Annotated in this window: 29 protein-coding genes; 13 read left to right on the top strand and 16 right to left on the bottom strand. The window is 61.0% G+C overall.

The annotated features are described in order from the left end of the window. Window positions 1-29: 29 nt before the first annotated feature. Window positions 30-1,232 (top strand): DHHA1 domain-containing protein, encoded by a 1,203-nt coding sequence (locus tag G6M89_RS11740; protein ID WP_165161959.1) that lies wholly within the window; start codon window positions 30-32, stop codon window positions 1,230-1,232. A gap of 107 nt (window positions 1,233-1,339) precedes the next feature. On the opposite strand, the gene G6M89_RS11745 is transcribed toward G6M89_RS11740, so the two are convergent. Then, window positions 1,340-1,510, bottom strand: a complete 171-nt coding sequence (locus tag G6M89_RS11745; protein WP_165161960.1) for an HVO_0758 family zinc finger protein — start codon at window positions 1,508-1,510, stop codon at window positions 1,340-1,342. A 139-nt stretch (window positions 1,511-1,649) separates the two neighbouring features. On the opposite strand from G6M89_RS11745, the gene G6M89_RS11750 reads away from it, so the two are divergent. The 5 genes from G6M89_RS11750 (at window position 1,650) to G6M89_RS11770 (ending at window position 6,246) form a co-directional block, all read left to right on the top strand. Next, a complete protein-coding gene (locus G6M89_RS11750) occupies window positions 1,650-2,843 on the top strand; it encodes a glycosyl transferase family 2 (RefSeq protein WP_165161961.1) in 1,194 nt (397 codons plus the stop codon). Between the two features lie 75 nt (window positions 2,844-2,918). Then, a complete protein-coding gene (locus tag G6M89_RS11755; RefSeq protein WP_165161962.1) occupies window positions 2,919-3,389 on the top strand; it encodes a hypothetical protein in 471 nt (156 codons plus the stop codon). Window positions 3,390-3,396: 7 nt separating this feature from the next. Next, on the top strand, window positions 3,397-3,993 hold the full coding sequence (locus G6M89_RS11760; RefSeq protein WP_165161963.1) for a CoA pyrophosphatase: 597 nt from the start codon (window positions 3,397-3,399) through the stop codon (window positions 3,991-3,993). Between the two features lie 132 nt (window positions 3,994-4,125). Further along, a complete protein-coding gene (locus G6M89_RS11765) occupies window positions 4,126-4,905 on the top strand; it encodes a luciferase (protein ID WP_165161964.1) in 780 nt (259 codons plus the stop codon). Window positions 4,906-5,019: 114 nt separating this feature from the next. Beyond that, complete coding sequence (locus tag G6M89_RS11770) at window positions 5,020-6,246, top strand: FAD-binding oxidoreductase (RefSeq protein WP_165161965.1); 1,227 nt, start codon at window positions 5,020-5,022, stop codon at window positions 6,244-6,246. A 24-nt stretch (window positions 6,247-6,270) separates the two neighbouring features. Here the strand turns inward: G6M89_RS11770 and G6M89_RS11775 are convergent, their stop codons facing one another. After that, window positions 6,271-6,753, bottom strand: a complete 483-nt coding sequence (locus G6M89_RS11775; protein ID WP_165161966.1) for an Hsp20/alpha crystallin family protein — start codon at window positions 6,751-6,753, stop codon at window positions 6,271-6,273. Window positions 6,754-6,924: 171 nt separating this feature from the next. Then, a complete protein-coding gene (locus G6M89_RS11780) occupies window positions 6,925-7,083 on the bottom strand; it encodes a hypothetical protein (protein WP_165161967.1) in 159 nt (52 codons plus the stop codon). A gap of 135 nt (window positions 7,084-7,218) precedes the next feature. Between G6M89_RS11780 and G6M89_RS11785 the strand changes: the two genes are divergently transcribed. After that, window positions 7,219-8,949 (top strand): radical SAM protein, encoded by a 1,731-nt coding sequence (locus G6M89_RS11785; protein ID WP_165161968.1) that lies wholly within the window; start codon window positions 7,219-7,221, stop codon window positions 8,947-8,949. A 140-nt stretch (window positions 8,950-9,089) separates the two neighbouring features. Beyond that, window positions 9,090-9,500 carry a TRAM domain-containing protein gene (locus tag G6M89_RS11790; protein ID WP_165161969.1) on the top strand — a complete coding sequence of 137 codons (411 nt, stop codon included), beginning with the start codon at window positions 9,090-9,092 and terminating at the stop codon, window positions 9,498-9,500. A gap of 264 nt (window positions 9,501-9,764) precedes the next feature. Here the strand turns inward: G6M89_RS11790 and G6M89_RS11795 are convergent, their stop codons facing one another. The 5 genes from G6M89_RS11795 to G6M89_RS11815 form a co-directional block, all read right to left on the bottom strand. Then, entirely contained in the window at window positions 9,765-10,544 is a 780-nt protein-coding gene (locus G6M89_RS11795; RefSeq protein WP_165161970.1) for a heptaprenylglyceryl phosphate synthase, read from the bottom strand. 44 nt (window positions 10,545-10,588) lie between these two features. Further along, window positions 10,589-11,335, bottom strand: coding sequence for a YkgJ family cysteine cluster protein (locus tag G6M89_RS11800; protein WP_165161971.1), 747 nt, complete (start codon window positions 11,333-11,335; stop codon window positions 10,589-10,591). A 50-nt stretch (window positions 11,336-11,385) separates the two neighbouring features. Further along, a complete protein-coding gene (locus G6M89_RS11805) occupies window positions 11,386-12,174 on the bottom strand; it encodes a class I SAM-dependent methyltransferase (protein ID WP_165161972.1) in 789 nt (262 codons plus the stop codon). Window positions 12,175-12,243: 69 nt separating this feature from the next. Then, window positions 12,244-13,032, bottom strand: coding sequence for an MBL fold metallo-hydrolase (locus G6M89_RS11810; protein WP_165161973.1), 789 nt, complete (start codon window positions 13,030-13,032; stop codon window positions 12,244-12,246). Between the two features lie 83 nt (window positions 13,033-13,115). Next, window positions 13,116-13,397, bottom strand: a complete 282-nt coding sequence (locus G6M89_RS11815) for a helix-turn-helix domain-containing protein (protein ID WP_165161974.1) — start codon at window positions 13,395-13,397, stop codon at window positions 13,116-13,118. A gap of 296 nt (window positions 13,398-13,693) precedes the next feature. On the opposite strand from G6M89_RS11815, the gene G6M89_RS11820 reads away from it, so the two are divergent. Continuing rightward, window positions 13,694-14,401 (top strand): class I SAM-dependent methyltransferase, encoded by a 708-nt coding sequence (locus tag G6M89_RS11820; RefSeq protein WP_165161975.1) that lies wholly within the window; start codon window positions 13,694-13,696, stop codon window positions 14,399-14,401. A 94-nt stretch (window positions 14,402-14,495) separates the two neighbouring features. Further along, a complete protein-coding gene (locus G6M89_RS11825; protein WP_165161976.1) occupies window positions 14,496-15,515 on the top strand; it encodes a glycosyltransferase family A protein in 1,020 nt (339 codons plus the stop codon). Here the strand turns inward: G6M89_RS11825 and G6M89_RS11830 are convergent. The 3 genes from G6M89_RS11830 to lonB are packed head-to-tail and all read right to left on the bottom strand — an operon-like array spanning window position 15,512 to window position 19,070. Next, on the bottom strand, window positions 15,512-15,856 hold the full coding sequence (locus G6M89_RS11830) for a hypothetical protein (RefSeq protein WP_165161977.1): 345 nt from the start codon (window positions 15,854-15,856) through the stop codon (window positions 15,512-15,514). The genes G6M89_RS11825 and G6M89_RS11830 overlap by 4 nt on opposite strands. A 30-nt stretch (window positions 15,857-15,886) precedes the next feature. Then, window positions 15,887-16,825, bottom strand: coding sequence for a CPBP family intramembrane glutamic endopeptidase (locus tag G6M89_RS11835; RefSeq protein WP_165161978.1), 939 nt, complete (start codon window positions 16,823-16,825; stop codon window positions 15,887-15,889). Window positions 16,826-16,829: 4 nt separating this feature from the next. Continuing rightward, window positions 16,830-19,070: an ATP-dependent protease LonB gene (lonB, locus tag G6M89_RS11840; protein WP_165161979.1), complete on the bottom strand. Its 2,241-nt coding sequence runs from the start codon at window positions 19,068-19,070 to the stop codon at window positions 16,830-16,832. 268 nt (window positions 19,071-19,338) lie between these two features. Between lonB and G6M89_RS11845 the strand changes: the two genes are divergently transcribed. Together G6M89_RS11845 and G6M89_RS11850 are read left to right on the top strand one after the other, a co-directional pair. After that, window positions 19,339-19,857, top strand: a complete 519-nt coding sequence (locus G6M89_RS11845) for a nicotinamide-nucleotide adenylyltransferase (RefSeq protein WP_165161980.1) — start codon at window positions 19,339-19,341, stop codon at window positions 19,855-19,857. Between the two features lie 95 nt (window positions 19,858-19,952). Continuing rightward, the gene (locus G6M89_RS11850; protein ID WP_165161981.1) at window positions 19,953-20,804 is read left to right on the top strand and encodes an S-adenosyl-l-methionine hydroxide adenosyltransferase family protein; all 852 of its coding nucleotides are present in this window, start codon (window positions 19,953-19,955) and stop codon (window positions 20,802-20,804) included. 39 nt (window positions 20,805-20,843) lie between these two features. Here the strand turns inward: G6M89_RS11850 and G6M89_RS11855 are convergent, their stop codons facing one another. Further along, on the bottom strand, window positions 20,844-21,212 hold the full coding sequence (locus tag G6M89_RS11855; protein WP_165161982.1) for a HalOD1 output domain-containing protein: 369 nt from the start codon (window positions 21,210-21,212) through the stop codon (window positions 20,844-20,846). 102 nt (window positions 21,213-21,314) lie between these two features. Further along, entirely contained in the window at window positions 21,315-22,859 is a 1,545-nt protein-coding gene (gene thsA / locus G6M89_RS11860; RefSeq protein ID WP_165162130.1) for a thermosome subunit alpha, read from the bottom strand. Between the two features lie 224 nt (window positions 22,860-23,083). Here thsA and G6M89_RS11865 point away from each other — a divergent pair, with 224 nt between their 5' ends. Next, window positions 23,084-23,917 (top strand): amidohydrolase family protein, encoded by an 834-nt coding sequence (locus G6M89_RS11865; RefSeq protein WP_165161983.1) that lies wholly within the window; start codon window positions 23,084-23,086, stop codon window positions 23,915-23,917. 21 nt (window positions 23,918-23,938) lie between these two features. On the opposite strand, the gene G6M89_RS11870 is transcribed toward G6M89_RS11865, so the two are convergent. The 3 genes from G6M89_RS11870 to G6M89_RS11880 are packed head-to-tail and all read right to left on the bottom strand — an operon-like array spanning window position 23,939 to window position 25,121. Next, window positions 23,939-24,313, bottom strand: coding sequence for a hypothetical protein (locus G6M89_RS11870; RefSeq protein WP_087714604.1), 375 nt, complete (start codon window positions 24,311-24,313; stop codon window positions 23,939-23,941). Between the two features lie 49 nt (window positions 24,314-24,362). Beyond that, window positions 24,363-24,647: a hypothetical protein gene (locus G6M89_RS11875; protein ID WP_165161984.1), complete on the bottom strand. Its 285-nt coding sequence runs from the start codon at window positions 24,645-24,647 to the stop codon at window positions 24,363-24,365. A 3-nt stretch (window positions 24,648-24,650) separates the two neighbouring features. After that, window positions 24,651-25,121 carry an MGMT family protein gene (locus tag G6M89_RS11880; RefSeq protein WP_165161985.1) on the bottom strand — a complete coding sequence of 157 codons (471 nt, stop codon included), beginning with the start codon at window positions 25,119-25,121 and terminating at the stop codon, window positions 24,651-24,653. Window positions 25,122-25,205: the final 84 nt, after the last annotated feature.

Genomic DNA, 25,205 nt, shown 5'->3' on the forward strand with positions numbered 1-25,205 from the left:
TTCTTGGGTATTCACTTTGAGTGTCTGGTATGAGCGACGGGGACGCGATGAGCACCAGCGCGTTCACCGGGGGCGAGGCGGGGTCGTGGGCGCGTCCCGCAACAGCGGTCGACGAGATTACCGAGACGCTGCAGTCACTCGACCCGCTGGTACTCTCGCTGCTGGTGCTTGGCGCTGTTGCCCTCGTGTTGGGGGCCTGGTGGTTTGTACGCTGGTTCCGCAGACCGGCTGGTGCACACTTTCAGCGCGTCCTCGCGGAGTACGACGAGGTAACGGTGCTGATGCACCCGAATCCCGATCCGGACGCGATGTCGTGTGCAATGGCTGTCGACGCAATCGCCGCTGACGTTGGAACCGAGACAACGCTGCAGTACGCCGGCGAGATTCGTCATCAGGAAAATCGAGCATTTCGAACCGTCCTCGACCTCGAGATGGATAGCATCGAGTCGAGTTCGGAACTCGCGGCTGAGGCGACCGTCCTCGTCGACCACAACACACCACGCGGCTTTACGGGTGCCCAGACTGTCGAACCGATTGCCGTCGTTGATCATCACCCAGGCAACGGGACAGGGACGGAGTTTACCGATGTCCGCACGGCATACGGCGCGGCATCGACAATTTTCGTCGAGTACCTGACCGACCTCGGTGCGACAGCCGATACTGACGCCGGCCTTGAACTCTCGCCAGAACTTGCAACGGGTCTCCTCTACGGCATTCAGTCCGATACGAACCACCTTACCAACGGCTGCTCGAAAGCCGAGTTCGACGCGGCTGCGAGCCTCTACGACTGGATCGACGAAGACTTGCTTGGCCGAATTGCCAATCCACAAGTCAGCGATGACGTACTCCAGATCAAAGCAACGGCGATCACCGAAAAGCGCGTCGAGGGCCCCTTCGCGGTCTGCGATGTCGGTCGCGTGTCGAACACCGATGCAATTCCACAGGCTGCAGACGAACTCATGCACCTAGAGGGCGTCACAGCAGTCATCGTCTACGGCGCAAACGACGGCACGTTGCACCTCTCAGGCCGGTCTCGAGACGATCGCGTCCACATGGGCGAGACGCTTCGCCACGCCGTCAGCGACATTCCGATGGCAAACGCTGGCGGCCACGCCCGGATGGGTGGCGGACAGGTCTCGATCGAACACATGCGCGGGATCGGCCCCTCCGATGGAATCGATAAATCCGAGTTCGAAGAACGGCTCTTTTCGTCACTTTCGGGCGAGCGCTAATCGCGGCGCTCGTGATGAAGGAGAGACACCACGACGCATCGCTCGAGAACGCGTTGATCGGTGTGAACCGCTCTGCCCCGCGAGCGGTCGGTTGTGCCGTGCGTTGCTTACCGAATCTCTTTCCACTCGGCGTCACAGTCCGGACAGATCCGGACGGTCTTGATCGAGTCAGGGTCGTTTTCGGTCTTCAGTGGCTGGTCGCAGTCGCCACAGACGAGTCGATCGTAGGTGTCCTTATCGAGTTCGCCTTCGCGGAGTGCCTTCCGGACAGATTTCATGTTCACCCTGTAGGAAGGTAGGGGAGAAAAAGACCGGGGGCTTTCTCCAGCACTGTCCGACACACGTCTGACGCCGTTCGGACATGCAGCGCTGGCCGGAGTCGTGGCCGTTTTACCGATTCAGCCGAAGAGACCATCGATGGAGTACGTACAGGAGCGAATCACGACACTCCACGATTTCGGTGGGCTGGGGACGAAATCGGGGCTCACGAAGACCAACACCGACACGACCAGCACTGACGACGCTGCCCACGTTTCCCCAATCGCCCAGACCGCCGTTATCGTCCCGATGACCGCGCGCGAACACCGCAACCCCGCCGCCGCGCGCGTCCTCTCGGAACTCGAGTCGCTCGAGCCAGCCCCGGCCGCAGTGTACATTCCCGTTCGGGCGTCTGCCGACGAGTTTCCGGCATTTCGTGAGTGGCTGACGTCGTTTTCGCTCCCAGTACGTGTCCTCTGGTGTTCCGCGCCCGCTGTTGAGACGATGCTCGCGCGCGCCGGCCTCGATGGCGAGTTCGGGAAGGGCAGAGACGTCTGGCTCGCGCTCGGGCCAGCGGCCGCCGCCGGCGAGTACGTCGTCGTCCACGACGCGGACGCGCGAAGTTACACCGCCGACCACGTCCAACGACTGCTCGCGCCGCTTGCGATGGACGCTGGCTTTGAGTTCTCGAAGGGGTACTACGCTCGAATCGAGGATGATCGACTCTATGGCCGTCTGTTTCGCCTGTTCTACGCGCCGGTTCTCCGGGCGCTTGCGAGCGACCACGACGCCCCTATTCTCGAGTACCTGCAGTCGTTTCGATACGCATTAGCCGGCGAGTTCGCGATGACCGCCGAGTTGGCGACCCAGCTGCGAACGCCACGAACCTGGGGTCTCGAGGTGGGGACACTCGGTGATGCCTTCGATCACGCTGGATTTTCTGGCACCGCACAGGTCGACCTCGGACAGCACGTCCACGACCACCGCGCAGTCGCGGGCGAGACCGGTCTCGAGGGAATGAGTCGAGAAGTCGCTGAAACCCTCTTTCGCGTACTCGAGGCAGGCGGAATCGATCCCAACTACGAGACGCTGGCCGACCGGTACCGAACGGCCGGTCTCGCATTACTCAAACAGTATCGCGCTGACGCGGCGTACAACGGCCTCGAGTACGACTACGCTGGCGAACGCAATCAACTCGAGCGATACGCGGGTGCGATCGACCCGCCCGGCGTCGACCGACGACTCCCACGCTGGACCGACACCGCACTCGAGACGGCTGCGGTTGTCGATGCGACACAGCCATGGACTGACCAGCCGAACGCGTCGTCGCTCGGCTCGCAGAGACAGGACTGAGTCGGCGAGCAAAGCGCGTTCGCACTCGACACGAGAAGCTAAAGACTAATCCGGGAACCCGCCGTGTACCCGTGTATGGATGCTACGGCCGACGAACTGGCGGGCGTCGTCGACCTCTTTGGTGGCCTGACGCGCGCCGAACTCGAGCGCGCACTCTCGGAGGCAGCCTACCGCGCCGATGGCCAGTCAGTCGATGGGGAGGCACTCGAGGCTGCACTCGAGGATGCGCGCCGTTCGTTTGCACTGCTCGAGTACGAGCGACCGGACGCCGAGGCGCTGGTGGTTGCCGGCCCGACGGCGTTCCCAACCGTCCCGACCCACGCCGAGGACGTGCCACACATCCTCGACGTTGAGCGCCGCCGCCTCGATCGGGACGCACTCGGCGAGCACGCACGTGAGGAGTTTCGCACCGCTGTCGACGAGGCGGTGGCCACAGACAACACTGATCGCCTGGAAGCGTTACTCGACATCAGCTACGATATCGAAGCCTGGGCCCCGGTCGACCTCGCTGCTGACCGAGACCAACTAGAAACCGCCCTCGAGTGAGGTCACTATGTCTCCCTCCCAGTACACACTGACTCTCGAGCCAATCGCCGCCCACGAACCCCGAGAGATCGACGATCAGCCCGAAAATGCAGCTGTCCTTGCCCCGGTCGTCAACCGAGCAGACGGCGATTATCTTTTGTTTACCCGCCGAGCGGACCACCTCGGTAAACATCCCGGCCAGATGAGTTTTCCCGGGGGCGGCGCCGAACCGATTGATGAGTCCATTCTCGAGACCGCACTTCGGGAGTCGAACGAAGAGATCAACCTCGAGCCGGACGAAGCTGATGTGATCGGCCAACTCGATGACATTCGCACGGTGACAGAGTATGCAGTGACGCCGTTCGTCGCGCGTGTCCCCGACCGGGCGTACGAACGCGACGGAAACGAAGTCGCCGAAATTGTGTTTCTCCCGCTATCAGGGCTGCTCGACCCAAATAACTACGAGTACGAACGACGCGAGCACCCCCACTACGGCGAGATCGTTATCCACTATTTCCACGTTGATGGCTACACCGTCTGGGGCGCAACCGGCCGCATTCTGGTGCAACTGCTCGAGTTGGCAACGCCGTTTGAAGCGCCCGAGCGAATCGACCGAACGCAGTAATCGGGAGGAACGCCAGCCTTTTGCGCGTTCCACTCACAGCAGTGCTATGATCGACAGAGTCGCGTTTTGCGCTCGCCGTCGGCGAATCATCTCCGCCGCCGCGTTCGCTCGCGTCGCTCGAGGTGACATGCCGTGTTAACGACGAGTACCGTCGCACGGACCGGGCTTGATGCAATCGCACTCAAACCAGCCGAGTGTTCCGTCTCGCGGGCGCTCGACATTCCAGCTGAGACGATCGCAATCGACTACGAAGGCCGCGAGCATCTGCCTAACACCGAGACGCTCGAGGCACTCACAGCCCACGCCAGTGTCCGGTTGACGACACCCGTTCGTGCAGACGGCTTCGATCCGCTCGGTGATGATTCCATCCTCGAGACGCTGCCCGACGGCGTCAAACGCGTCCTCGTTGCGGGACATCCGGAATACCTCACTGACGAGGAGCGCCGCCGTGCTGTTGCGCCGCGACTGGGAAGTGCACTCGAGACAGAGCCGGACGCGTGGGTGGGTACAGAGAGTGTTGAACGGCTCGCGATGGCGACCGGAGCGTCTCAGTTTGATCTGCTCACCGGGCAAACCCACCGCGAACTTCGCGCGCTGCGAGCGGCCGGGTTCGACGGTGAGATCGTGATCTACGCGCCGACCGTGCTCACGACCGACGAGGACGCAATTCTTGACGCCGTCGGCGCATACGTCGCCCGCCGTCGCCCCGTTTCCGAGGCGTTGCCAACAGACGCACAGACGGATTCGCAAGCAACCGGCCGCGCCCGCGAGGTGCTGGGAGATGCCGTCAGAGACTACGCCCTCGTTGGCTCGCCCGATGAGATATGCGATCGGACGGACGCACTTCGCGAGTCGGGTGCAACGACCATCGTTGGACATCCTGCGCGGTCGCTCGAGCCGTTCGTGGAGTAACCCATTTTTTCGACGCAAGCGAGCCGAGCGTATAAGGGACTTCGGCGGACAGACACAGACGATGACGCGAGTCCGACACGAGCCAACTGCGCTTGCAGTGGTGGGTGATCGACGATGAGCAACGATCCGCTCGGTGGCGACGCGACTGGTGATGACGCCGACCTCGCCGTCGGCGCTGATGCATTCGTCGACCGCGGAGCCGGCCTCGAGGTCGCCGTCGTCGGCGCGGGAGCGGTCGGCGCGACGGCAGCGTACGACCTCGCCCGCGAGGGGACCGATGTGACGCTGTACGACGGCGGACAGGTCGCAAGCGGCTCGAGCGGCCGGGCAGCGGGCATCTGCTACGATGCGTTTGCCGACCCGATAGATGCCGAACTCGCGGGCGATTCGATCGAGCGTTTTCGTGCGTTATCGGGCGACGAGACGTTCCCGTTCGTCGAATGTCCGTACGTTTGGCTGGCTCGCGAGGGTGACGATGAGCACGCAGACGCGATTCGCGAGCAGGTCAGTCGCATGCAAGACCACGGCGTCGTCGCCCTCGAGATGGACGGCAACGCGCTGGCAGATCGATTCGACGCGCTGCGAACGGACGACGTTGCCGTGACGGGGATTGCCGGTGCGGCAGGGTATACTGAGCCCGCGAGCTACACCGCCTGTCTCGCGGCGGCCGCGACCGGCGCTGGCGCAACGCTCGAGACCGAGACGCCGGTCGACGTTCGCACCGATCCCACGCGCGTCGTTCGCGAGGATGGGAGCGACCACGCAGTCGACGCCGTGCTCGTCGCGGCGGGCGCTCACACCAAACAACTCCTCGCCGAGGCGGGCGTTCCGATTGCGATGAAGCCCTACCGCGTACAGGCACTCATCGCGAGCGTCACAGACGGATTGACGGAACCGATCTGCTATGACGCAACCGAGGGGTTCTACGTCCGCCCACACCCGGACGGCATCCTCGCGGGCAACGGCACCGAAGAGGTAGAAGCCGATCCGGACGAGTACGACCGCGACGCAACCGATGAGTTCGCACCGGACCTGCTCGAGCGCGTCTCCCATCGTTACCCGAACGCGACGTTCGACCTCGAGCGCGCCTGGGCCGGTCTCTGTACGGCGACACCCGACCGCGACCCACTCGTTGGCCGCCTCGAGGACGGGCTGTATGTCGCGACTGGCTTTCAGGGCCATGGCTTTATGCGCGCGCCGGCGATCGGTGAGCGAATTGCTGGCCAAATACTCGGCGATGACGGGATTAACGCCTTCGATCCGACGCGTTTCGACGGCGACGAAGAATTTTCGATCAGCGAGGGGATGACGATCGACTGGGACAAAACCAGCACAGAATAGAGATGAAAAATACCGTGCGCAGTCTCAGTCGTCAACCGTCACTTCGCCCGGTTCGATACTCTCTGCGTGTGCAGCGTGGTCGTGGTCTGCAACCGCGCGCTCGGTGTCCGTCTCGTCGTCTTCTGCAAGCGTCTCGTCTTTCGGAATTTCGATGCGAAGCGTACCGTGTTCGGTGAGTCGAGCCGCGCCCGCATCCGGATCGACAACAGCATCAGCGGGGAGGTCAGCCTCTCCCTCGAGTTGCAGTCCGCGACCGGGGAAGCGAACGTCGTATCGATCACGGAACTCGCGATACCGTTCGATGCGGATTTTGACGCTGCCGCTGAGATACCGTACCTCGATATCGTCGGGGTCGGTTCCCGGCGCGTCGAAGACGACGAGATACGCGGTGTCGCTCTCGAGGACGTCGACCGGGAGCGATCGATTCGATTGCAGATGGCCGTTTGCGCGTCCGACCTGTCGATACACGGTGTTCGTAATCGAGCGGCCGAACTCTCGCAGCGTCACCTGTTTTCACCTCTGCTTGCGCGCTGTATACACCCGATAAAATCGCGCGAGACGCGCTTGGGGACCAGCCAATTCGCGGGAGACATGTCCAGATGAAGTCGTATGTGGGCCACGTTCTTATTGATTTTGTCGGTTAGTAAATAAACGTCTGACGGTGTCTTCGAGTCACTATTAGAGTTCGACCGACTCGAGACAGTTTGTGCCGCCACAGACTGGACAGGATAGCTCCGAGACCCCAAACTCGTCTGGCACGTCGTAGGTGTAATGGTTCTCGAACATATCGAGAAAGCAATCGTCGTCGGTGCAAACAATTTCTTCTGTCGGTGGCATACCGCGTACTAGTGGGTGTCGACCTATCAACGTCTGGGTTGCGGCACGATAGCACCGCACTCGAGTGTGGGTGTCGCGGACCGCCTATCGAGCCGTGTAGTCACCGTTTTATCGCTCGAGGCGCTACCGCAGTCTATGACTGACCCCGAGGCGCTGTCCGTGACGATCGTCGACGGCTACGTCGACGAACCCGCACACTTCGGGGTGCCGCCGTACATCTCGACGTACCCCCGCTATACGGCCGGTGCACTCGTCGAGGCGGGCGTCCCCCGCGAGCAGATCACCTACCATACTATCGATGGCCTGCGCGAGGAGACAAACCGCTGGCGCGATGTCGACGATGCTGATCTCCTGATCTATCTGGGCGGAATGACTGTCCCCGGCAAGTACGTCGGCGGCACACCGGCCGAACCCGACGAAGTCCGCAAACTCGCCTGGACCGCAAGCGGAACGAGCCTGATGGGCGGCCCCGTCAAGTTCGGCGTCGGCGAGGAAAACGCCGGCGCGACCGAAACCGAGCGCCAAGATCTGGATTTCGACTTCGTCGCCAAAGGCGATGTCGAAGCGGCTGTCTACGATCTCGTCGAGAGCGGTCTCGAGGGCTTTAACAACCGGATGCGCGATATCGACGAAGTCTCCCGGTGGGCCCAGGAAGGCGCGTTCGTCGTCGAACAACACCCCAACCATCCAGACCACCTCATCGCCGAACTCGAGACCTCTCGTGGCTGTGCCTACCGCTGTTCGTTCTGTACGGAACCGCTCTATGGCAACCCCGAGTTCCGGCCGCCACCGACCGTCGTCGGCGAGGTCGATGCGCTGTCGAACCACGGCGTCCGCAACTTCCGCATCGGTAGGCAGGCGGATATTCTGGCCTACGGCGGCGACGGCGAAGCGCCCAATCCCGACGCGCTCCGGCAACTCTACAGCGGCATCCGCGAGGTTGCACCCGACCTCGAGACGCTCCATCTGGACAATATGAATCCCATCACCATCGTCAACTGGCCCGAGAAAAGTCGGGAAGGGATTCGGATCATCGCCGAACACAACACGCCCGGCGACACGGCCGCGTTCGGCCTCGAGTCTGCGGACCCAGTGGTTCAGGAGGAAAACAATCTGAACGTCAGCGCCGAGGAGTGTTTCGAGGCAGTGCGTATCGTCAACGAAGAAGGCGGGTGGCGACCCGGTGGCGACACGGAGACGGCACCGAATTTCGGTGCGGACGCGCCGAATTGCTTGCCGAAACTCCTCCCTGGGATCAATCTGCTCCACGGTCTCAAAGCCGAACGCGAGGAGACCTACGAGCATAACCGCGAATTCTTGGAGCGCGTCTACGACGAGGGCTACATGCTTCGGCGAATCAACATCCGGCAGGTCATGTCGTTCGCCGGCACCGACATGTCCGATACGGGAGCCGAAATCGCCAACGAACACAAGCAACTGTTCAAACGCTACAAACAGGAAATCCGTGAGGAGATCGATCAGCCGATGCTCGAGCGCGTTGCTCCGCCGGGAACCGTGCTCCCGGATGTCCACCTCGAGTACCATCAGGATGGGAAGACGTTCGGACGCCAACTCGGCACGTATCCGCTGCTCGTCGGCATTCCGGGCGAACGCGACCTTGGGCAGACAATCGACGTGGCGGTCGTCGACCACGGCTATCGCTCAGTGACGGGCGTTCCGCACCCGCTTGATCTCAACGCGGCATCGATGGACGAACTCACCGCGATTCCGGGCATCGGTGACCGAACTGCCGGCGATCTCGTCGTCAATCGCCCCTACGACACCATCGGCGACGCCCAGACCGCGGCCGACGCCGAACTCGATCTCACTCGGTTTGCAACGATCTCAGTGCCACCGCTCGAGTAACGTGACTATCTGAATCGGTGTGGGTGACTGTACTGACTCGCTCAGTCACACCCTATATCGGGTCGAATACCGATAATTACGGCCGTTGGTCGGTAGATCTATTATGCATGGGCCGTAGAGTCGGTAGTGAGGGTCTACCTGTGGAAATATCTGAAAAGCTCCTGTGTCTGTTCAGCACTGAGGTATCAGCAGAGGAGGATCGGTATGTCATCGAGGTACCGCGTCAAGAAGTTGAAACTGGCGACATCGATCCGGGGGATGTCTATCGCGTTGCACTCATCTCACGCGACGATGGCGACGACGCTGATGGGGAAGCCGTTGCACAACAACCCCAGAGCGCGCCATCCGAGCCACAGCCACCGGTCGATGTCAGCGAAACCCGTTACGTCGAAATCGAAGACATCGGCAAGCAAGGCGACGGCATCGCGCGCGTCGAACGGGGCTACGTCATTATCGTCCCAGGGGCCGACGTCGGCGATCGCGTCAAGATCGAAGTCACCGAAGTCAAATCGAATTTCGCCGTCGGCGAAATCATCGAAGAGACGTTCTAACAACGAACTTTTTTACCGGGGGCATCGCGACCGGCCCGTGGCCGGTCGCTCAACCCCCGGCAAAAAGCTTCCTCAGAAATCGAAGATTTCTGATGGGCGCAGCAAGAGCGTCGCTCTTGCGGCCGTCGATGAAAAAAGGCCGAGCGCGCCCGTCGGCTCGCTCGGGGTTCTCGTGAGCGTACTACGCGAACGAGAGCCAGCGAGGCACGACGTGTCTCGCGTGAAACGACGCGCACAGCGTGTCGTACTTTTCTTTACCGAGTCTTATCTATCGGGAATTGTCTCGCGGAACCGCTCCGGATCGTCGTGGAAACAGTCGCCGACGACGATTGCGTCCGCGCCAGCCTCGAGAATGTCTGCAGCTTTCGCGGCGCTGTCGATGCCGCCGCCGTAGAACAGCGTCGTCTCCTCGAGATAGTCTGCGGCCGCTTCGACGTCGTCAGTACCGCCGTAGGTGCCGGAGTATTCGATGTAAAAGACCGGAAAGCCGTAGAACGATTCGGTCGCGAGGGCAGCGCCGGCGACTTCCTCGGGCGTGTACGTTGTCTCGACGCCCGCGCGGTCGGCCGCCGCAGAATCGAGGTGCTGGACGACATAGCCCTCGCCGAACAGCGACTCGGTGAGTTCGGAGACTTTTTCGATCCCTTTCGATTCGACGAGGCCACCGACGAGTGGGACGCTCGAGGCGATCGTCTCTGACGGTTTCTGTCCGACTTTGGTAAAGAGGTCGATGTGCTTGCCGACGAAGTGGTCCCAGTCGCCGTTGTAGACTGCGGGGACAGAGAGGCCGTCGACAGCGTCGATTGTCTCTGTTGAAACGTGATCCGAGCGGTACGGCTCCTGCCAGACGGGGATGTCGAGGCCCGAGTCCTGAATCGCTGTGACTGCCTCGAGCGTGTTCTGGGCGGTTACGCCGTCGGAGCCACCGATCATCACCAGATCGGTGCCCTCGAGCACCGAGAGATCAGCGGGGAGGGGCTTTTCGGGGTCGACTTTCGTCACGTGCGTAATCGCATCCCAGTCCCACTCCCAATCGGATGTCATATCGCTCCCTTCGAAACGGGTATTCAATTTCTTGTCGGTATTGATTACTCGCTCTCGAGAGGCGTTCCGTCGATTCGCTTTGCACCTTCGGAGTCGTGAACGACGACCTCGCCCGCGCTGGGAGTGACTGGCTCGTAGGCGTCACGAACGCCGATTGCCTCCTCGAGTTCGTACACGGCGCGCTCTTTCAGTGTGGCTGCAAGCTCCTCAGCGTCCGCGCGGGAGATGTCGCGCCCGAGGCCCTCGCATTCGTGGGCGTGAACGGTTCCGGCCTCGCCGTCGTCACCCTCGCGGCCGGAAAGCGAAACGCTGTCGACGGCTTCGCCCATCGGCTGACTCGTTCCATCGAGACCGACGCTAAAGGGATACGTGCGACAAATTAGTGGCCGGTCGTCGTGGACGGTACAGGCACCCAGTCCGTCGGTTTCGGAGTAGAACGCACAGTCGCCACAGCCGTCTGTCTGGAGCGCCCACTCGAAGGTCTCACCCTCGAGGCCGTCGTCACCTTCTGTGAGTCCGTAGGGCATCGGCTGGGCGATATCGCGCCACTCCCGATCCGAAACCGGCGGGACGAGGTCGGCTTTTCCGCTTGCGACTGCAGCATTGATTGGCGCGTCCTCGAGCGTTCGCACTTCGTCTGGAAACACCGTTGCCGTGTGTTCGTCGTCGCCGTGGCTGGTACAACAGTCTCCACAGCGGGTACACTCGAAGCCAATCGACTCGATCGCATCCGCGATTTCGTCGACCGAGAGGTCGCGAGCATGATTCAGTTCCGCCTCGAGTGAGTGCACGGCTGTCCCTACGTCTTGAGGGACACAAGAGCGTTGCTCTCGCCGGTGGGTTACCGCACTGCGTGCAGGCAGACCGCTCTCGAGGGGCGATGCTCGAGTTCGTCCGCGAGAGCAGGATAGGACTCGCAAAACGCCTCGGTTGGTTCGGGTTCGACGAGTTCGGACAGCGAAAAGCCAGCCGAGAGCAGTGGCTCGAGGAGTGCAGATAGCGGCCGGCGGAAGTACGTCCCCGGATTGTCGCTGTCGGGGCCGCCCCAGTGAATCTCGAAGCGTTCGGTTTCGTGGTACTGGGGGTCGCCCTCGTGAGCGGGAACGACATGCGGCTCGAGATCCATCTCGAGCGCCTCGGTCGTGTTGGGATACTCGCGGTCGCGCACGATCAGAAAGTCGTGAAACGGGTGATGGGTCGAGACAACGAGCGAGCCACCTGGTCGGAGCACGCGGGCGAACTCCGACAGCGGTGTCTCGAGCGACGGCAAGTGCGAAATGACGTGCTGGCAGAGCACGATATCCATGGTGTTGTCCTCGATTGACGAGAGCGAGTCGGTGAGGTCTGCGCGTCGAAATTCGGCCTTGTCACCGTAGCGTTCGCGGGCGACCCTGACCATCTCCGCGCTCGCGTCGATCCCGAGAACGTCGCCGCCGCGCTCGGCGAGTGTGGCTGCATAGTGGCCGTCGCCACAGCCAGCATCGAGAACGCGCTTCCCACTCACATCGGGGAGCAGGGAGTCTACCGCGGGAAAGAGGATCTGCTCTTTCGTCGACCCGCGGGTAATCTCCGTCCAGTTCGCCGCGAGTTTGTCGTAATGGCGTTCGATTGCGCGCAGGTCGTCGTCCATACGAACCTGTTATCGACAGTACAAAAGAGTGATCTGACAGTCACAAATACTGGGACTGACGCGAACTGGTCAGGACATCACCGGCTGTGCGCACTCGCCGTCCCACTCGAGGCGACCCTCAACGGCGAGTTTCTCGAGGTGGGCGACCACGGTTGCTTGCGCGAGGTCGCGGACGCCAGTCAGGTCCTTTTCGTAGGCAGCCTCGAGAAGTTCCTCGAGCGTTTCGGCTCCGTCTCTGACGGCCTCGAGAATGCGGGTTTCGCGATGCGTGCGGTGAGCGAGCAATCGCTCGAGGACAGCCCGTGGCTGGTCGATTACTGGGCCGTGGCCGGGGTAGAGCGCGGGCGGGTCCCGCGCCCACAGTCGCCGGAGCGTGCTCACGTAGGCGCGCATGTCACCCTCGGGTGCGCCAACGACGACGCTGCCCTCGCGGACGGCACAGTCGCCACAGCAGATCGGACCGCCAGGGCCTGCCTCGAGTGCGATATGATCGGGGGCGTGGCCGGGTGCATCGAGGATGCGAATGCGTTCGCCGCCGACCTCGAGCGTCGTGCCCGGCAGAAACGTTCGGTCGGGGACAACGCCGGTTGCGGCGCGAAAGCGCTCGACGCGACCGTGTCTCGCCCAGACTGTCGCGTCTGTTCGCTCAGCGTACGCGCCGACGCCGCCGACGTGGTCCGGATGCGTATGCGTCACCAAAATATGCTCGAGCGAGCGGTCGGCGAGTAGTCGGTCGAGGTCCTGAGATTCGTCCACTGGGTCGACAAGGACCACGGAATCGCTGCCGAGAACGTAGGCGTTCGTCTCGCCACCGGGTGCACGTGTCGTGGTTGGGACGGGACAGCGACGGATGTCCATGGACAGACGTCAGGGCCGGTATCAAAATGAGTGGCGATGTCAGCGGGTGCGACAGCGCCCGTCGAACGCTCGAGCGTCGTCGCTCAGTGTTTCAGGTAGTAAACCTGTTTGCGCGCATCGCGGAAACTGTAGCGCGACCCGATGAGGTCGACATCCTCGAGGCGGTTGAGCGCGTAGCGAACGGTACGGTCGGGAAGGAGTGACTCCTCGGCGAGTTGGCCCTGCGAAAGCGGGGAATCGGTCTCGAGGACTTTTGCGACGAGTTTCGCGCTGGGCGGCAGTTCACGAAGGCGGTCGCGGTATTCGTCTTCGGAAAGTGTTTCTTCGCCGGTCAGGCTGGGATCCTCGGTGGTACTCATGCTCATACTCACCTCAGCGGAGAGCGCACTGGTAAAGCTTCCCTATATGTGGATACGAAGAATGTAGTTTGTATAATGAGTTCATATGGCATATTAACGCAATTTCGGTAGTTCAAGCAGCGCGGATGCAAGCGGAAACCCCGGAAAATCCTGTCCAGTCAGTCAGTTTTGACCGATTTATCGATTCGTCCGTGGACGTTGATCACAATCGCCCATGTCGACACCAGTGTCGACCAACGACAGTCATCGGTGGATAGACTCCAGTATCGTTTTATCCTCCGGCCACAGTAGTTCCGCCCAGTGTGAAAGGACAGGAGTGGTACCAGGCCGACGACGTTGCCGAGGAGTACGACGACAAACGCTTCTCTAAGGGCGGTCAGCTGATTGACCGTCGAGAAAAAGAAGCGGTCCTCGAGGCGATCATGCCTGTCGAGGATCGAAACATCCTCGAGATCGCCTGTGGTACCGGGCGATTCACGGTGATGCTCGCCGATCAAGGCGCAGACGTCGTTGGACTCGATATCTCAGCAGCGATGTTACAGCAAGGACGGGCAAAAGCACAGCACGCAAATCTCGAGGGCACCCTCGAGTTCCTGCGTGGTGATGCCGGGCGATTGCCGTTTCCGGACGATCACTTCGATACCGTCATCGCGATGCGATTCTTCCATCTCGCGGACGATCCGGAGGCGTTCTTGCGGGAGATGCATCGCGTCTCGAGCGATCAGATTGTCTTCGATACCTTCAATCGCTTTAGCGCCCGTAGCGTCTACAACTGGGCGCTACCGATGGGGTCGCGACTCTACTCGAAAAGCGAAGTCAGCGAGTTGCTCGCAAAGACGAACCTGACGCTCGTCGACGTTGAGGATGACTTCCTCGCACCGTACGGGCTCTATCGCTCAATTCCGAACGCGCTCGCCTCGCCGATTCGGACGCTCGATACGACGATTGGCGGCCATTCGATTCCCGACCACTTCGCGTCGGTTTCCTACTGGAACACTCGCATCCGGTAACTCGAGGCGACGATCAGACGAGGCGATCGGACGTGTTTCGGCCAGTGAGACCGAACCCACGTACTTTTACTACCGAGGAGTGCTACCGAGACGTATGGAGCTCTCGGTAGTCATCTCGACGCTCAACGACCGAGAGCAACTGGTGTCGTGTCTCGATGCCGTGAGCAATCGGACGCCCGATTCGACCGAACTAATCGTCGTCAACGGGCCATCTTCCGACGGGACAAGCGGTGTCGTCCGCCAGCGGTCCGATATCGACGTCCTCGTCGAAATTTCCGAACGAAACCCAAACGTCTCTCGAAATGCCGGCCTCGAGGCGGCGACGGGCGATATTGTTGCGTTTGTAGACGGCGAGTACGCCGTCGAACCCGGCTGGTACAGCGCCATCGAACGCACTCTCGAGGGGACGTCTGACGAGCAAACTGGCTCTGCAGATGTTGTGACCGGCCCTGTTACTGGCGAGAAGCGATTCGATGGTACCGATCCGCGACCCCCTCGGACGGTCGCCAGACGCGAAATTTCGCTCCTCGATGGCGATAACGTCGCGTTCGACCGAACCGTCCTTGAGGCACTGGATGGCTTCGACGAGTACCTCGAGACTGGCGGTGCGCGCGACTGTGCCCACCGGGTTGCCGGGTTGGGTTTCGAGGTTGACTGGTCAATGGAGATGGCGGTCCGCCGCGAAACCGGCACTGACAGTGGGGCGGCTGAACTCGAGTGGGGGCCGACGTATCGCGCCCTGACCTACCGGCTCGCGAAAAACTATGGACCGCGACCGACAGTACTGCTCAGAACAATCGGGAGCGCCGTCCGCGACGGTGTCTCGAACGTTTTCGGTATTTTTTCTGGCGATGCGACTCCAACGGGGTGGTTTTCGAACGGACTCGAAGTTGTCACTAACGCCGTGGGCGGATTCGCCGACGGACTCCGCGCACGCTATGGTGATCGCTCACAGCAGCGCAATCCACATGGGGTCTCCGCGCGACACGACCGGGCCGTTCAGTTGTACGACCGGCGTGAGTCAGAAGAGGACGCTGATGCCGATTCCGAGGCTACTGACGCTAATAGTGCTTCCGACGCAACTGCTGCAGTTGATGGGACTGATGACAATTAATCGCTAAAAACGGCGTAGATGTAGAGTCCAACACCGATGAAGACGACAAACGATGAGATGTCGTTGAGTAGACCACGTGCCGTAAGCAGGTAGCCAAACTGCAAGAGTCCGCCAGCAATAAGACAACCACCAGCGACAGCGAGCAGCGAGCGAACGTCGCGTGCCTGCTGGAAAAGCAACGTTCCGATTCCAATCGCAATCAACCCGAAAACAATTTCGGCCACGAGTAATGCAAGCGGTTGGTTCCCGACAACAGCGTATCCGAGCAACCCGAAATAGATGAGGAGGGCAACGAACACCGCGCGGTTGACGCTTGCTGGTAGTTTCCTGGCGCTGCTCATACGATAGTCAAATAGGCGAACGCCGGTCACTTAGCCTTGACTGTCTCTCTCGGGGTCGTTCGTCGACGCCTCGAGCCCGCTCGCCCAGTCGCGGTCGAGTCCTTCGTGGACGATGAACTCGAGGGCATTGATGAGGTAGTGAGCAACGACGACGACGAGGAAGCTCCCGGTGACGATGAAAATCGCTGCGAGTGCAAACCCGAGCGTGCCGGTGATGATGATGCCGACCGAGCCCTGGATGCCGTGGCCAAGAGCGAACGCGAGTGAGGAGACCACTGCCAGAATCCAGGGGTCGACGCCGTAGTGTGTCGAGATGACGCCGATCACCGCCGCTCGAAAGAGCAGTTCCTCGAACACGGCGATAATGGGAAGGACGCCGACTAACAGGACAACCCATCCACGGGCAGACTCCGGTGCGAGCAGTTCACGTAGCCCTTCGTCGTGTGTGAATCCAGCGCGGGTTGCAACTGCTGCGCCGATCTCATTTGCAACGTAGAGGACGATTCCAGCTATCGCGCCGATCAGGAGCCCCGTCTCGAGATAGGCGCGCGAAAACTCGATGCCAAGCGCACTAGCTGGGATTGCAGTATATATCGCGGCTCCGATGAGGACGAGTGCGAACACGCCTTGGGAGAGTGCCACGTTCGCGAGTAGGACGCCACTCGAGAGATTCGACGGGTCGATATCGCCGCCTCGAGCGCCGTCGTGGCGCTGTGGCTCGCTTTCTGTGGGGTGGGAGTCGGTGAGTTGTGCTTCGGTCCCTTTCTCGAGTACGTCTGAGTCAGGCGTTGGCGGTGTCTCTGCAGGTGATGTCTCCGCCGGCACGGAACCAGTCTCGGTCTCGGTCTCGGTCCCGGCCTCAGTCTCGTGACCGGTGGTATCGAACGATGATTCCGTCAGATACGATAAAACAAGCAGCAACGCGAGGACGACGCCCGTAATGCCGACGAACGTCGCCCACTGGGTCATACAGTTACTGTGGGCTTGGGTTCGACCCGCTTGCGGAGCCGACTGTGCCTTGGCCCTGTTCGAACGCCGACTCGGTGATTGCTTTGAGTCGGTCGACCAGCGAGTCTTTCTTTGGTTCGCCCATCAGGGCGACGTCGAGCACTTCGCTGATGTTCGCACACGGGATGATCTCGACCATTTCCTCGTATTCGTCTTCGATCATCACGTCCTGTTCGTTGGCCTTCGGGATAATGACCGTCTTACAGCCGGCTTTCGCGGCGGCTTCGATCTTGTGGGTGACACCACCGACCGGGAGCACGTCGCCCCGGACCGAAAGTGATCCGGTCATTGCAACCGACTGATCCACCGGAATGTCCTCAAGGGCACTGATAACGGCGGTTGCCACCGTGATGGAGGCAGAGTCGCCGTCAACACCCTGCTGGCCTGCCTGGACGAACTGGATGTGGATGTCTTTTTCCGAGAGATCCACGTCGGAGAACTTCTTGATGATCGCAGAGACGTTTTGGACGGATTCCTCGGCCATCTCCTGCAGTTTTCCAGTTGCGATCACTTGGCCGCCACCCTGTGCGGGCGCGATTTCGGCCATGACCGGGAGCATAATCCCCGAGTCTTCGCCCATGACAGCGAGGCCGTTGACCCGACCCTCGATGCCGTCGTCAGTGACCTGCAGTTCGTAGTCCTTGCGGCGTTCGATGTAGTCGTCGGCGAGCTGTTGTTCGATGGAACGCGAGCGCTGTTTGGCCTGCAACACGTCATCACGCGTGGTGAGGTCGCGGTCCTCTGCGCGGGCGATGTCGCCAGCAACGCGGACCAACCCACCGAGGCTCCGGAAGTGAAGCGTCAAGTGGTTCTTTCGGCCCGAGCGGCGTTTGGCCTCGAGGATGATCTCCTCGACAGCGTCGCGGGTGAAGTGTGGCAGGCGACCGTCGCGTTCGACCTCCTGGGCGACGAAGCGTGCGTACTTCCGGCGCATCTCGGCGGTGGACTCGATGGTGTCCTCCATGTAGACCTCGTACCCGTATCCTTTGACGCGGTTACGGAGTGCGGGGTGCATGTTCTCCATCGCATCGAGGTTCCCGGCAGCGATCATGACGAAGTCACAGGGAACGGGTTCGGTCTGGACCATCGCACCCGAAGAGCGCTCGCTCTGTCCGGTAATAGCGAACTCACCCTCCTGAATCGCCGTCATCAGCTTTTGCTGGGTGCGGACGTCTAGCGTGTTGATCTCGTCGACGAACAGCACGCCCTTGTTGGACTTGTGGATCGAACCCGGTTCGACGCGGTCGTGAGACGGCGTCTCCATCCCACCCGACTGGAACGGATCGTGGCGGACGTCACCGAGCAGCGCACCAGCGTGGGCACCGGTTGCGTCCTCGAATGGGGCCTGTCGCTGATCGCCGTTGTCGACGATCATATTCGGCACCATCGCGTCCGTTCCGCGCGAGGTGTAGCGGAAGATCAGCCAGATAATACCTGCGGCGAGGATGCCAAGCAGGATGTTGACCGTCAAAAGCGCATAGCCGATGACGATCGCGATAATGATCCACATCAGGATCGATCGCATCTGGTTGCGCTTGCGGGCTTCTTCCTTGTGGGCGTCGATGATCTGTTCGCCCTTGCCCCCTGGAACGGTCCGCACCTTCGGTGCGTTTCCGTCGTCGGGGTTGTGATAGACCAGCACGTCCTGCAGATCCTCCTGTGGCAAGAGCTGGCTCATCGCTTTCGCCAGCATCGACTTCCCGGTCCCGGGGGAGCCAATCATCATCACGTGTCGGCGCTGTTTTGCCGCCTTGATGATGATGTCTCGAGCCTCGTCCTGCCCGATGACCTGATCGACGAGTCGGTCGGGCACTTCGATATCGTCGGTCGAATCGACCTTGAGGCCGCCAAGCATGTCGTCTTCGGCGTTCTCCTCGTCGATTTCGACACCTGGATCGACATCGACAGTGCTGCCGAGATCGTTGACTGTCTCGATCTCATCCTCGTCGTCTTCGTCCCCGACCGTGTCAGCGTGGTCGATATCGGAGTCTGGGTCCGCGTCTGGATCTGACTCCTGGTTCTGATCCTGAACTACCCCACCGACCGACTCGTCGGTGGTACCGCTCCGCTCACCATCCTCCTCGAGTGGTGACCGGGATCCCTGACGCTCTGGATCGGTATCCTGCTGGTGCTCCCGCTGAGTGTCGTCGGAAGCAGATCCCGGAGCGTCTTCGGGAGGGTCGTCAACGTTCGTATCGTTGCTCATAGAACTCTGTTCAGTACCTGTTTCGAAGGGATTGCGACTGATATACTTTCTCCATGCGGAGCATGGTGTCAGTGGAGGAAACAGCACGACACAGCGTCCGAAACGCGGGTTTAGGATGTGCTAGTCTGAAGTGGTGTTTCAAACCAGTGGGCGACGATGACGAGCTGGGTCGATGACTGAACAGTATCCGGATTTCTGTCGTCGGCTCGAGAGACAGCTGCGGTGAAACTCGCCACGCTTAAGCGCCGCGGCCGAACACGTTTCGGCAATGACTCGCGGGTTCTACATCGGTCGCTTCCAACCGTTTCACAACGGCCACCGGAGTATGGTCGAGCAAATCGCGGGCGAAGTCGATGAACTGATCCTCGGCATCGGAAGCGCCGATGACTCCCATACCGTTCGCAACCCGTTTACTGCCGGCGAGCGCATCATGATGATCACCAAGGCCCTCGTTGAGTACGATCTCGTGACCTACGCCGTCCCCATCGAGGACTTAGAGCGCAACTCGGTCTGGGTGAGCCACGTCCAGAGCATGAGCCCGGATTTCGACGTTGCGTACTCGAACAACCCGCTCGTGATCCAACTCTTTCGCGAGGCCGATATCGAAATCCGCCAGTCCCCGATGTTCAACCGCGAGGTCCTCGAGGGCAGCGAGGTTCGCGAGCGGATGATCACCGGTGGCGACTGGCAGTCGCTGGTTCCGGACGCCGTCGTCGAGGTCGTCGACGAAATCGACGGCATCGAGCGCATTCAGATGATCAGCGATACGGACACCAACGGAAAGTAAGTCAGCCAAGGGCCAAGTTCTGGCGTCGTGTGCACAGGGTCGACGCGACTGCTGATTCCCCGCCAATTTTCTCCGTCCCTTTCCTCTCTTCGTGTATGATTACACTCGCCTCTGACTTCGGCACACCGTACCCCGCGGCGATGAAGGGGGTCCTCTGTCAGCGAACCGATGCTCGCTTGATCGACGTTTCTCACGAGTTCCCCCGCCAGGATATCCGCGCCGCAGCCTTCTGGCTCCGCGAAACGCTGCCGTACTTCCCGCCGGCAACCCACCTCATAGTCGTCGACCCCGGCGTCGGAACCGACCGAAACGCGCTGGTGCTCCGTGCAGGCGAGCATACCCTCGTCGGCCCCGACAACGGCGTCCTCAGGCCAGTCGCTCGGCAGCTCACGGACGGTGGCCAGCTCGAGGCGTCCGTCATCGACGAATCTCGACTCGAGCGAGTCGAACCGACTGTCGACTCGGCCCGCACCCAGGTAGCGGCCAGCGCTCGAGACGACGCGAGACCGGCGAGCAACACCTTCCACGGTCGGGACGTGTTCGCCCCCGCCGCTGCAGCCGTCCACGATACGCCACTCGAGGCGCTTGAAGACTGTGCGTTTCTCGAGTCGGTTGCCACCGAGATGCTTGTCGACTGTGAGTTACCCACGGCGACACTCGAGGAAGACGGAGCACGTGCAACTGGCGAGGTGCTGGTCGTCGATGACTTTGGCAACGTCATTACGAACGTTCCGGGCGACGTTCTCAGAGACCACGAACGAGTCGTCGCGAACGGCGAGGCAGTTCCCGTTGGCGAGACGTTCGCTGCAGTCTCACCCGGAGAGCGCCTCGCAACTGTCGGGAGCCATGGCTACGTCGAACTCGACGTCAATCAGGGTCGTGGCGACGAGGCGTTCGAACTCGAAGTCGGTGATCGAGTGATCCTCGAGACGGCGGTCAGTCCCTAAGTCGGACAGAAACATCATCTCGAGTGATATTACTGGTGGTTAGCCCATTTGCCCAGTCATCTCAACTGGCTCAATCACAATCGCACCGGCCGCGGTAATCATCACCCGACAACCGGCGTACGTGAACTCGATTGTTCCCTCGGTGATTCGCGTATCTGCCATCCAGTGCGCACAAAGTGTGTTCAACGCATCTGCATCAATACACGAATAGAGGGCCTCAAGGTCCGCAACTGTCGTCTCGAGGAGTGTGGCAACAGCGACTACCACGGTGGTAGAGATCGGCTCGCCGTCAGTGCTGTCGTACCAGCAGTGGTATGTTTCCCGATCGGGATCGTAGTGCAGCGAGTGCCCGAGAGCGGTCTCGATCGTCTCGAACCGGTCCGTTCGCCGTGGTATTGTGTCGGGCATATCCGAGCTACCGCATGTTAACATATAACATTATCGGCCAAATGATACTACCATCTGTTGTAACAATCTCGGAAAGAAAAACGAAAAGCAAACGCAGTTGCGTTATTCAGCAGCGATGACGTCGTCGATACGGACAATCATTGTCGCTGCTTCAGTGGCACTTTCGATGGCCTCGCGTTTGACGTCTGCGGGGTCGACGACGCCGTACTCGAACGGATCGTCGATGGTGACGTCTTCGCCGCTCGTGATCAGGCCGGCACGGCCTTCGGACTCGTGAGCGGAACGCAGGTCGACGAGTGCGTCGATTGGGTCCTGGCCCGTGTTCGCGGCGAGCGTTCGTGGGACGACATCGAGCGCGTCGGCGAACGCGGTGACTGCGAGCTGTTTGCGGCCTTCAATACCGGCTGCTTCCTGACGGACCGTATCGGCAATTGCGATTTCGGTCGCACCAGCGCCGGGGACGACTTCGCCTGACTCGAGGGCAGTTGCAGCGACGTCGAGTGCGTCACCGATGGCACGCTCGAGTTCGTCGACGACGTGTTCGGTGCCACCGCGGACGAAGACGGTGACGGCGTCTGCGGCTGCGCCGCCTTCGATGAACGCAAGGTCGTCGTCGCCGTAGTTCTCGGCACCGACGCGGTCGGCTGCGCCGAAGTCGTCTTCTTCGAGATCGTCGAGTGCGCCGACGCGGCGAGCGCCCGTTGCGGAGGCGATCTTGCCGGCGTCGTTGTTCGAAAGGTTCTCGAAGACGAGGACGCCCTCGTTTGCGAGGAACGAGGAGATACGGTCGTCGACATCGTCAGAGGTGAAGACGACGTCAGCACCGCTTTCGGCGATGGTTTCGGCGTAGCCACGGACCTCGCTTTCCTCGGCGTCGATGGCAGCGTTGAGTTGGTCAATCGAGTCGATAGCGTACTCAGCGTCAACGTCACCGGTGCGGACGCCGAGTTCGACGTCGAGGACGGCAATCGAGGCGTCCTCGACTTCGGCTGGCATTGCGTCGTGAGCAGGGTCCTCATCGACGATGATACCGGGGACGAGTTCGGTCGCGTTCGAGGACGCGCCGATCTGCGTGTGGACGGTGATGTTGTCGCGAGCAACCTTCTCGTCGCCTTCGACGTGTCGGACGGCCTCGACGACCGTCTCGGCGAGCGACTCGGCGGTGAGTCCGCCAGTGCCCTTGCCGGTCATGCTGGATTCGGCGACCTGCGTGAGTACGTCGTCGTCGACTTCGGCTTCCTGTACCTGCTCAGCGATGGCCTCGAGGGCAATCTCGGAGGCTTCGTGATAGCCTTCCACGATCGTCGTTGCGTGGACATCCTGTTCGATCAGGTCCTCGGCCTCGCCAAGGAGGTTGCCAGCGATGACGGCGGCGGTCGTCGTTCCGTCACCGACTTCTTCTTCCTGAGAGTCGGCGACCTCGACGATCATTTGTGCCGCAGGGTGTTCGATATCCATCTCCTCGAGGATGGTTGCGCCATCGTTGGTGATGACGACTTCACCGCTCGAGTCGACGAGCATTTTATCCATTCCGCGGGGGCCGAGTGTCGTCCGGACCGACTCGGCAACGGCCTTGCCGGCCATGATGTTGGACGACTGGGCATCCCGCCCCTGGGTTCGCTGACTGTCCTCGCTCATGATGAACATAGGCTGTCCGCCCATGCGTCCCTGTTGTGCCATGGTTGAATCCTCACTACCTATGTCGTCAGCACTTCTATATAAACCTTTCCCAAGCCAGCACCACTCCGTCTTGCGATTGGGGTGTGAACCGTCGACACACAATTGATCTCGAGTCGGCGAGAACGGGCGCAGACGCGGGTCCGCGAAAAGTCGGTAGCACAATATGGGTCGATTCTGAAGGGTCTAGTGGGATGCTGGAGTTGGAACATGGGTTTCGGGTTGTCGATGTCTATACGCGGCTCGTGCCGGATGGGGGACCCGGCCGAGCGCGGGCACAGACGAGGACGCCCGACCAGTTAGAACGGGAGATGCATCAAGCAGGAATTACCAAATCAGTCATTTTTCCACCCGCGCGGGCTGAAACAGAGTACGTGGCTGCGAACAACGGGGTCGCCCGTCGCAGCGTCGACCGGCCGTTCATCGCGTTCGCACGAATTAACGGCACCGAACACCCCGAAGGGTCGCCTACTGGCCTGCTCCGAAACGCTGTTAGTCGCCCCAAACCCTATCACACGACTCCAGAGGACATCGAAAAGTACGCCTACGATGACCGCTTCCACGGCTTCGTCTTCGATCCAACCGTCGATAACTACCCCGACGAAGACGTCCTCGCCGTCCTCGAGGATGTCGGACTCCCGCTCCTCGTCCGCGCCGGCGTCGACGCGCCGCCAGCCGAACTCACGGAGACCGTTCTCGGCCACGACTTTCCCGTTATCGTCGCCCAGTTCGGCGGCCACCCACTTGATCGCGAACTAATGGCCCAGATGATTGACCTCCTCGATGAGTACGACGAGTGCTACCTCGAGACGAGTTTCGTCCGCTATCGCCAGTTGCTCGAGCGCGCCGTACTCGAGCATCCGGATCGCGTCTTCTTCGGCAGCGGTGCGCCGGCCTGCCATCCAAACGTCGCTGTCATGGAGATTCTCACCTTGGACGTCTCCGAGGACATGCTGCGGCGCGTCTTTTCGAAGAACGTCTGTCGCATTATCGATGCACTCGGGCCGGATGCTGCGCTCAGGAGGTAGTCGGCTTGTTTCGACGGCCGATCAGTCAGCGGCTCGCGTTACAACCTCGGAGTGGACAACCTCGTCGCGTTCGTTCTCGTGGAATACTTCGATCTCGTCCGGCAGTCCGGAGAGAAATTCCAGTTGGATCTGGTACGGGACGTTCCGCCCGACATCCATAACGAGATCGGTCTCTATTCGACTGACGCCGACGATAACAACTATCGACTCTTCTTTCCAGCGGATATTTTTTGGGACGATCTGATAGCTCTCGTCCCCCGTCGGGAAGACCCCGTCTATCAGTACCTGATTCGAATTGCTGAGCCACTGTACGTCGACGGAGACGCTCTGGGCGAGAATGCTCGGTGGCGTCTGTAACCCTGCAAAATTGGTGAACTGCCACGTTCGTAGTTCCATAGCGATTGATTAGGCGAGAAATCGGATAAAACGTGTCCTCGAGACGCTGTTACTTCGACTGTGTGATCTCGCGTGGGCGCTCGAGGACGAGCAATCCGAGTCCACACAGGACCAACGCGACTGGGACGCTGATGAGGATAGCGACCATTACTGTCGGCAGAAACAGCAGGAGGATTCCAGCGAGCACAATGAGTCCAAGCAGACTCTGATAGAGCTGGGTCCGGTACCAGCCGTGCAACTTTCGTGCCCCGCAGTCGCCATCGGCGCTGTCATCGCTACCATCGCCATCGTCGCCGTCGTCACCCGACCCAGGACTGCAGCTGTCGGATGACACCCGTTACAATCCCTCGAGCGAGCGCAACTTCTGTTCGACCGCCGGTGGGGCGGCGCTTGGGCCGTCGCGGACGCGGTGATCAGGAATCAAGATTGGCGCAGGGTTTTCGTCGAGGGCCGTCCGGACCAGAATCAGGTCGTCGTCGTCCTGATGGTCGATGCCTGACGTCATTCGGGCGAGCGTCTCGACGCCGACCTGATCACCGTAGGGGATCTGGCGAACCTGCTCTAACACCGCGCGCTGGTCCGTTGGCATGGTCAATGCGATCTGTACGTCATCGAAGGAAACCTCCTCGACACCCTCGAGATAGTCGAAGATCTGCTCGAGAACCGGATGCTCGTCCTCGCTGTCTCCCTCGGGTGTCTCGGGGAATGTGACTCGGAGTACGCGCCCGCTTGCGGCCCCAACCTGTACGTAGCGGTCGAGATACGGTGATTTGCGCGCGTATATTCCGGCGTCCGTAACCTCGTCCATGACAGGGGGTAGCGCATCGGGCCTTGAATAGCCGCCGGTCGTCACTCGCCCCCAGCGCGACCGAATGGCGCAAGGCTTTTGTAC

Source organism: Natronolimnobius sp. AArcel1 (genome assembly GCF_011043775.1).
Classification (GTDB): domain Archaea; phylum Halobacteriota; class Halobacteria; order Halobacteriales; family Natrialbaceae; genus Natronolimnobius.

Coding starts and splice junctions, on each gene's coding strand:
- G6M89_RS11825 (WP_165161976.1), top strand. CDS start 14,496: ATGGAGCTCTCGGTAGTCATCTCGACGCTCAACGACCGAGAGCAACTG.
- G6M89_RS11850 (WP_165161981.1), top strand. CDS start 19,953: ATGATTACACTCGCCTCTGACTTCGGCACACCGTACCCCGCGGCGATG.
- G6M89_RS11780 (WP_165161967.1), bottom strand. CDS start 7,083: ATGCCACCGACAGAAGAAATTGTTTGCACCGACGACGATTGCTTTCTC.
- G6M89_RS11805 (WP_165161972.1), bottom strand. CDS start 12,174: ATGGACGACGACCTGCGCGCAATCGAACGCCATTACGACAAACTCGCG.
- G6M89_RS11750 (WP_165161961.1), top strand. CDS start 1,650: ATGGAGTACGTACAGGAGCGAATCACGACACTCCACGATTTCGGTGGG.
- G6M89_RS11835 (WP_165161978.1), bottom strand. CDS start 16,825: ATGACCCAGTGGGCGACGTTCGTCGGCATTACGGGCGTCGTCCTCGCG.
- G6M89_RS11855 (WP_165161982.1), bottom strand. CDS start 21,212: ATGCCCGACACAATACCACGGCGAACGGACCGGTTCGAGACGATCGAG.
- G6M89_RS11785 (WP_165161968.1), top strand. CDS start 7,219: ATGACTGACCCCGAGGCGCTGTCCGTGACGATCGTCGACGGCTACGTC.
- G6M89_RS11795 (WP_165161970.1), bottom strand. CDS start 10,544: ATGACATCCGATTGGGAGTGGGACTGGGATGCGATTACGCACGTGACG.
- G6M89_RS11740 (WP_165161959.1), top strand. CDS start 30: ATGAGCGACGGGGACGCGATGAGCACCAGCGCGTTCACCGGGGGCGAG.
- thsA (WP_165162130.1), bottom strand. CDS start 22,859: ATGTTCATCATGAGCGAGGACAGTCAGCGAACCCAGGGGCGGGATGCC.
- G6M89_RS11815 (WP_165161974.1), bottom strand. CDS start 13,397: ATGAGCATGAGTACCACCGAGGATCCCAGCCTGACCGGCGAAGAAACA.
- G6M89_RS11770 (WP_165161965.1), top strand. CDS start 5,020: ATGAGCAACGATCCGCTCGGTGGCGACGCGACTGGTGATGACGCCGAC.
- G6M89_RS11845 (WP_165161980.1), top strand. CDS start 19,339: ATGACTCGCGGGTTCTACATCGGTCGCTTCCAACCGTTTCACAACGGC.
- G6M89_RS11830 (WP_165161977.1), bottom strand. CDS start 15,856: ATGAGCAGCGCCAGGAAACTACCAGCAAGCGTCAACCGCGCGGTGTTC.
- G6M89_RS11760 (WP_165161963.1), top strand. CDS start 3,397: ATGTCTCCCTCCCAGTACACACTGACTCTCGAGCCAATCGCCGCCCAC.
- G6M89_RS11865 (WP_165161983.1), top strand. CDS start 23,084: ATGCTGGAGTTGGAACATGGGTTTCGGGTTGTCGATGTCTATACGCGG.
- G6M89_RS11880 (WP_165161985.1), bottom strand. CDS start 25,121: ATGGACGAGGTTACGGACGCCGGAATATACGCGCGCAAATCACCGTAT.
- G6M89_RS11870 (WP_087714604.1), bottom strand. CDS start 24,313: ATGGAACTACGAACGTGGCAGTTCACCAATTTTGCAGGGTTACAGACG.
- G6M89_RS11745 (WP_165161960.1), bottom strand. CDS start 1,510: ATGAAATCTGTCCGGAAGGCACTCCGCGAAGGCGAACTCGATAAGGAC.
- G6M89_RS11755 (WP_165161962.1), top strand. CDS start 2,919: ATGGATGCTACGGCCGACGAACTGGCGGGCGTCGTCGACCTCTTTGGT.
- G6M89_RS11810 (WP_165161973.1), bottom strand. CDS start 13,032: ATGGACATCCGTCGCTGTCCCGTCCCAACCACGACACGTGCACCCGGT.
- lonB (WP_165161979.1), bottom strand. CDS start 19,070: ATGAGCAACGATACGAACGTTGACGACCCTCCCGAAGACGCTCCGGGA.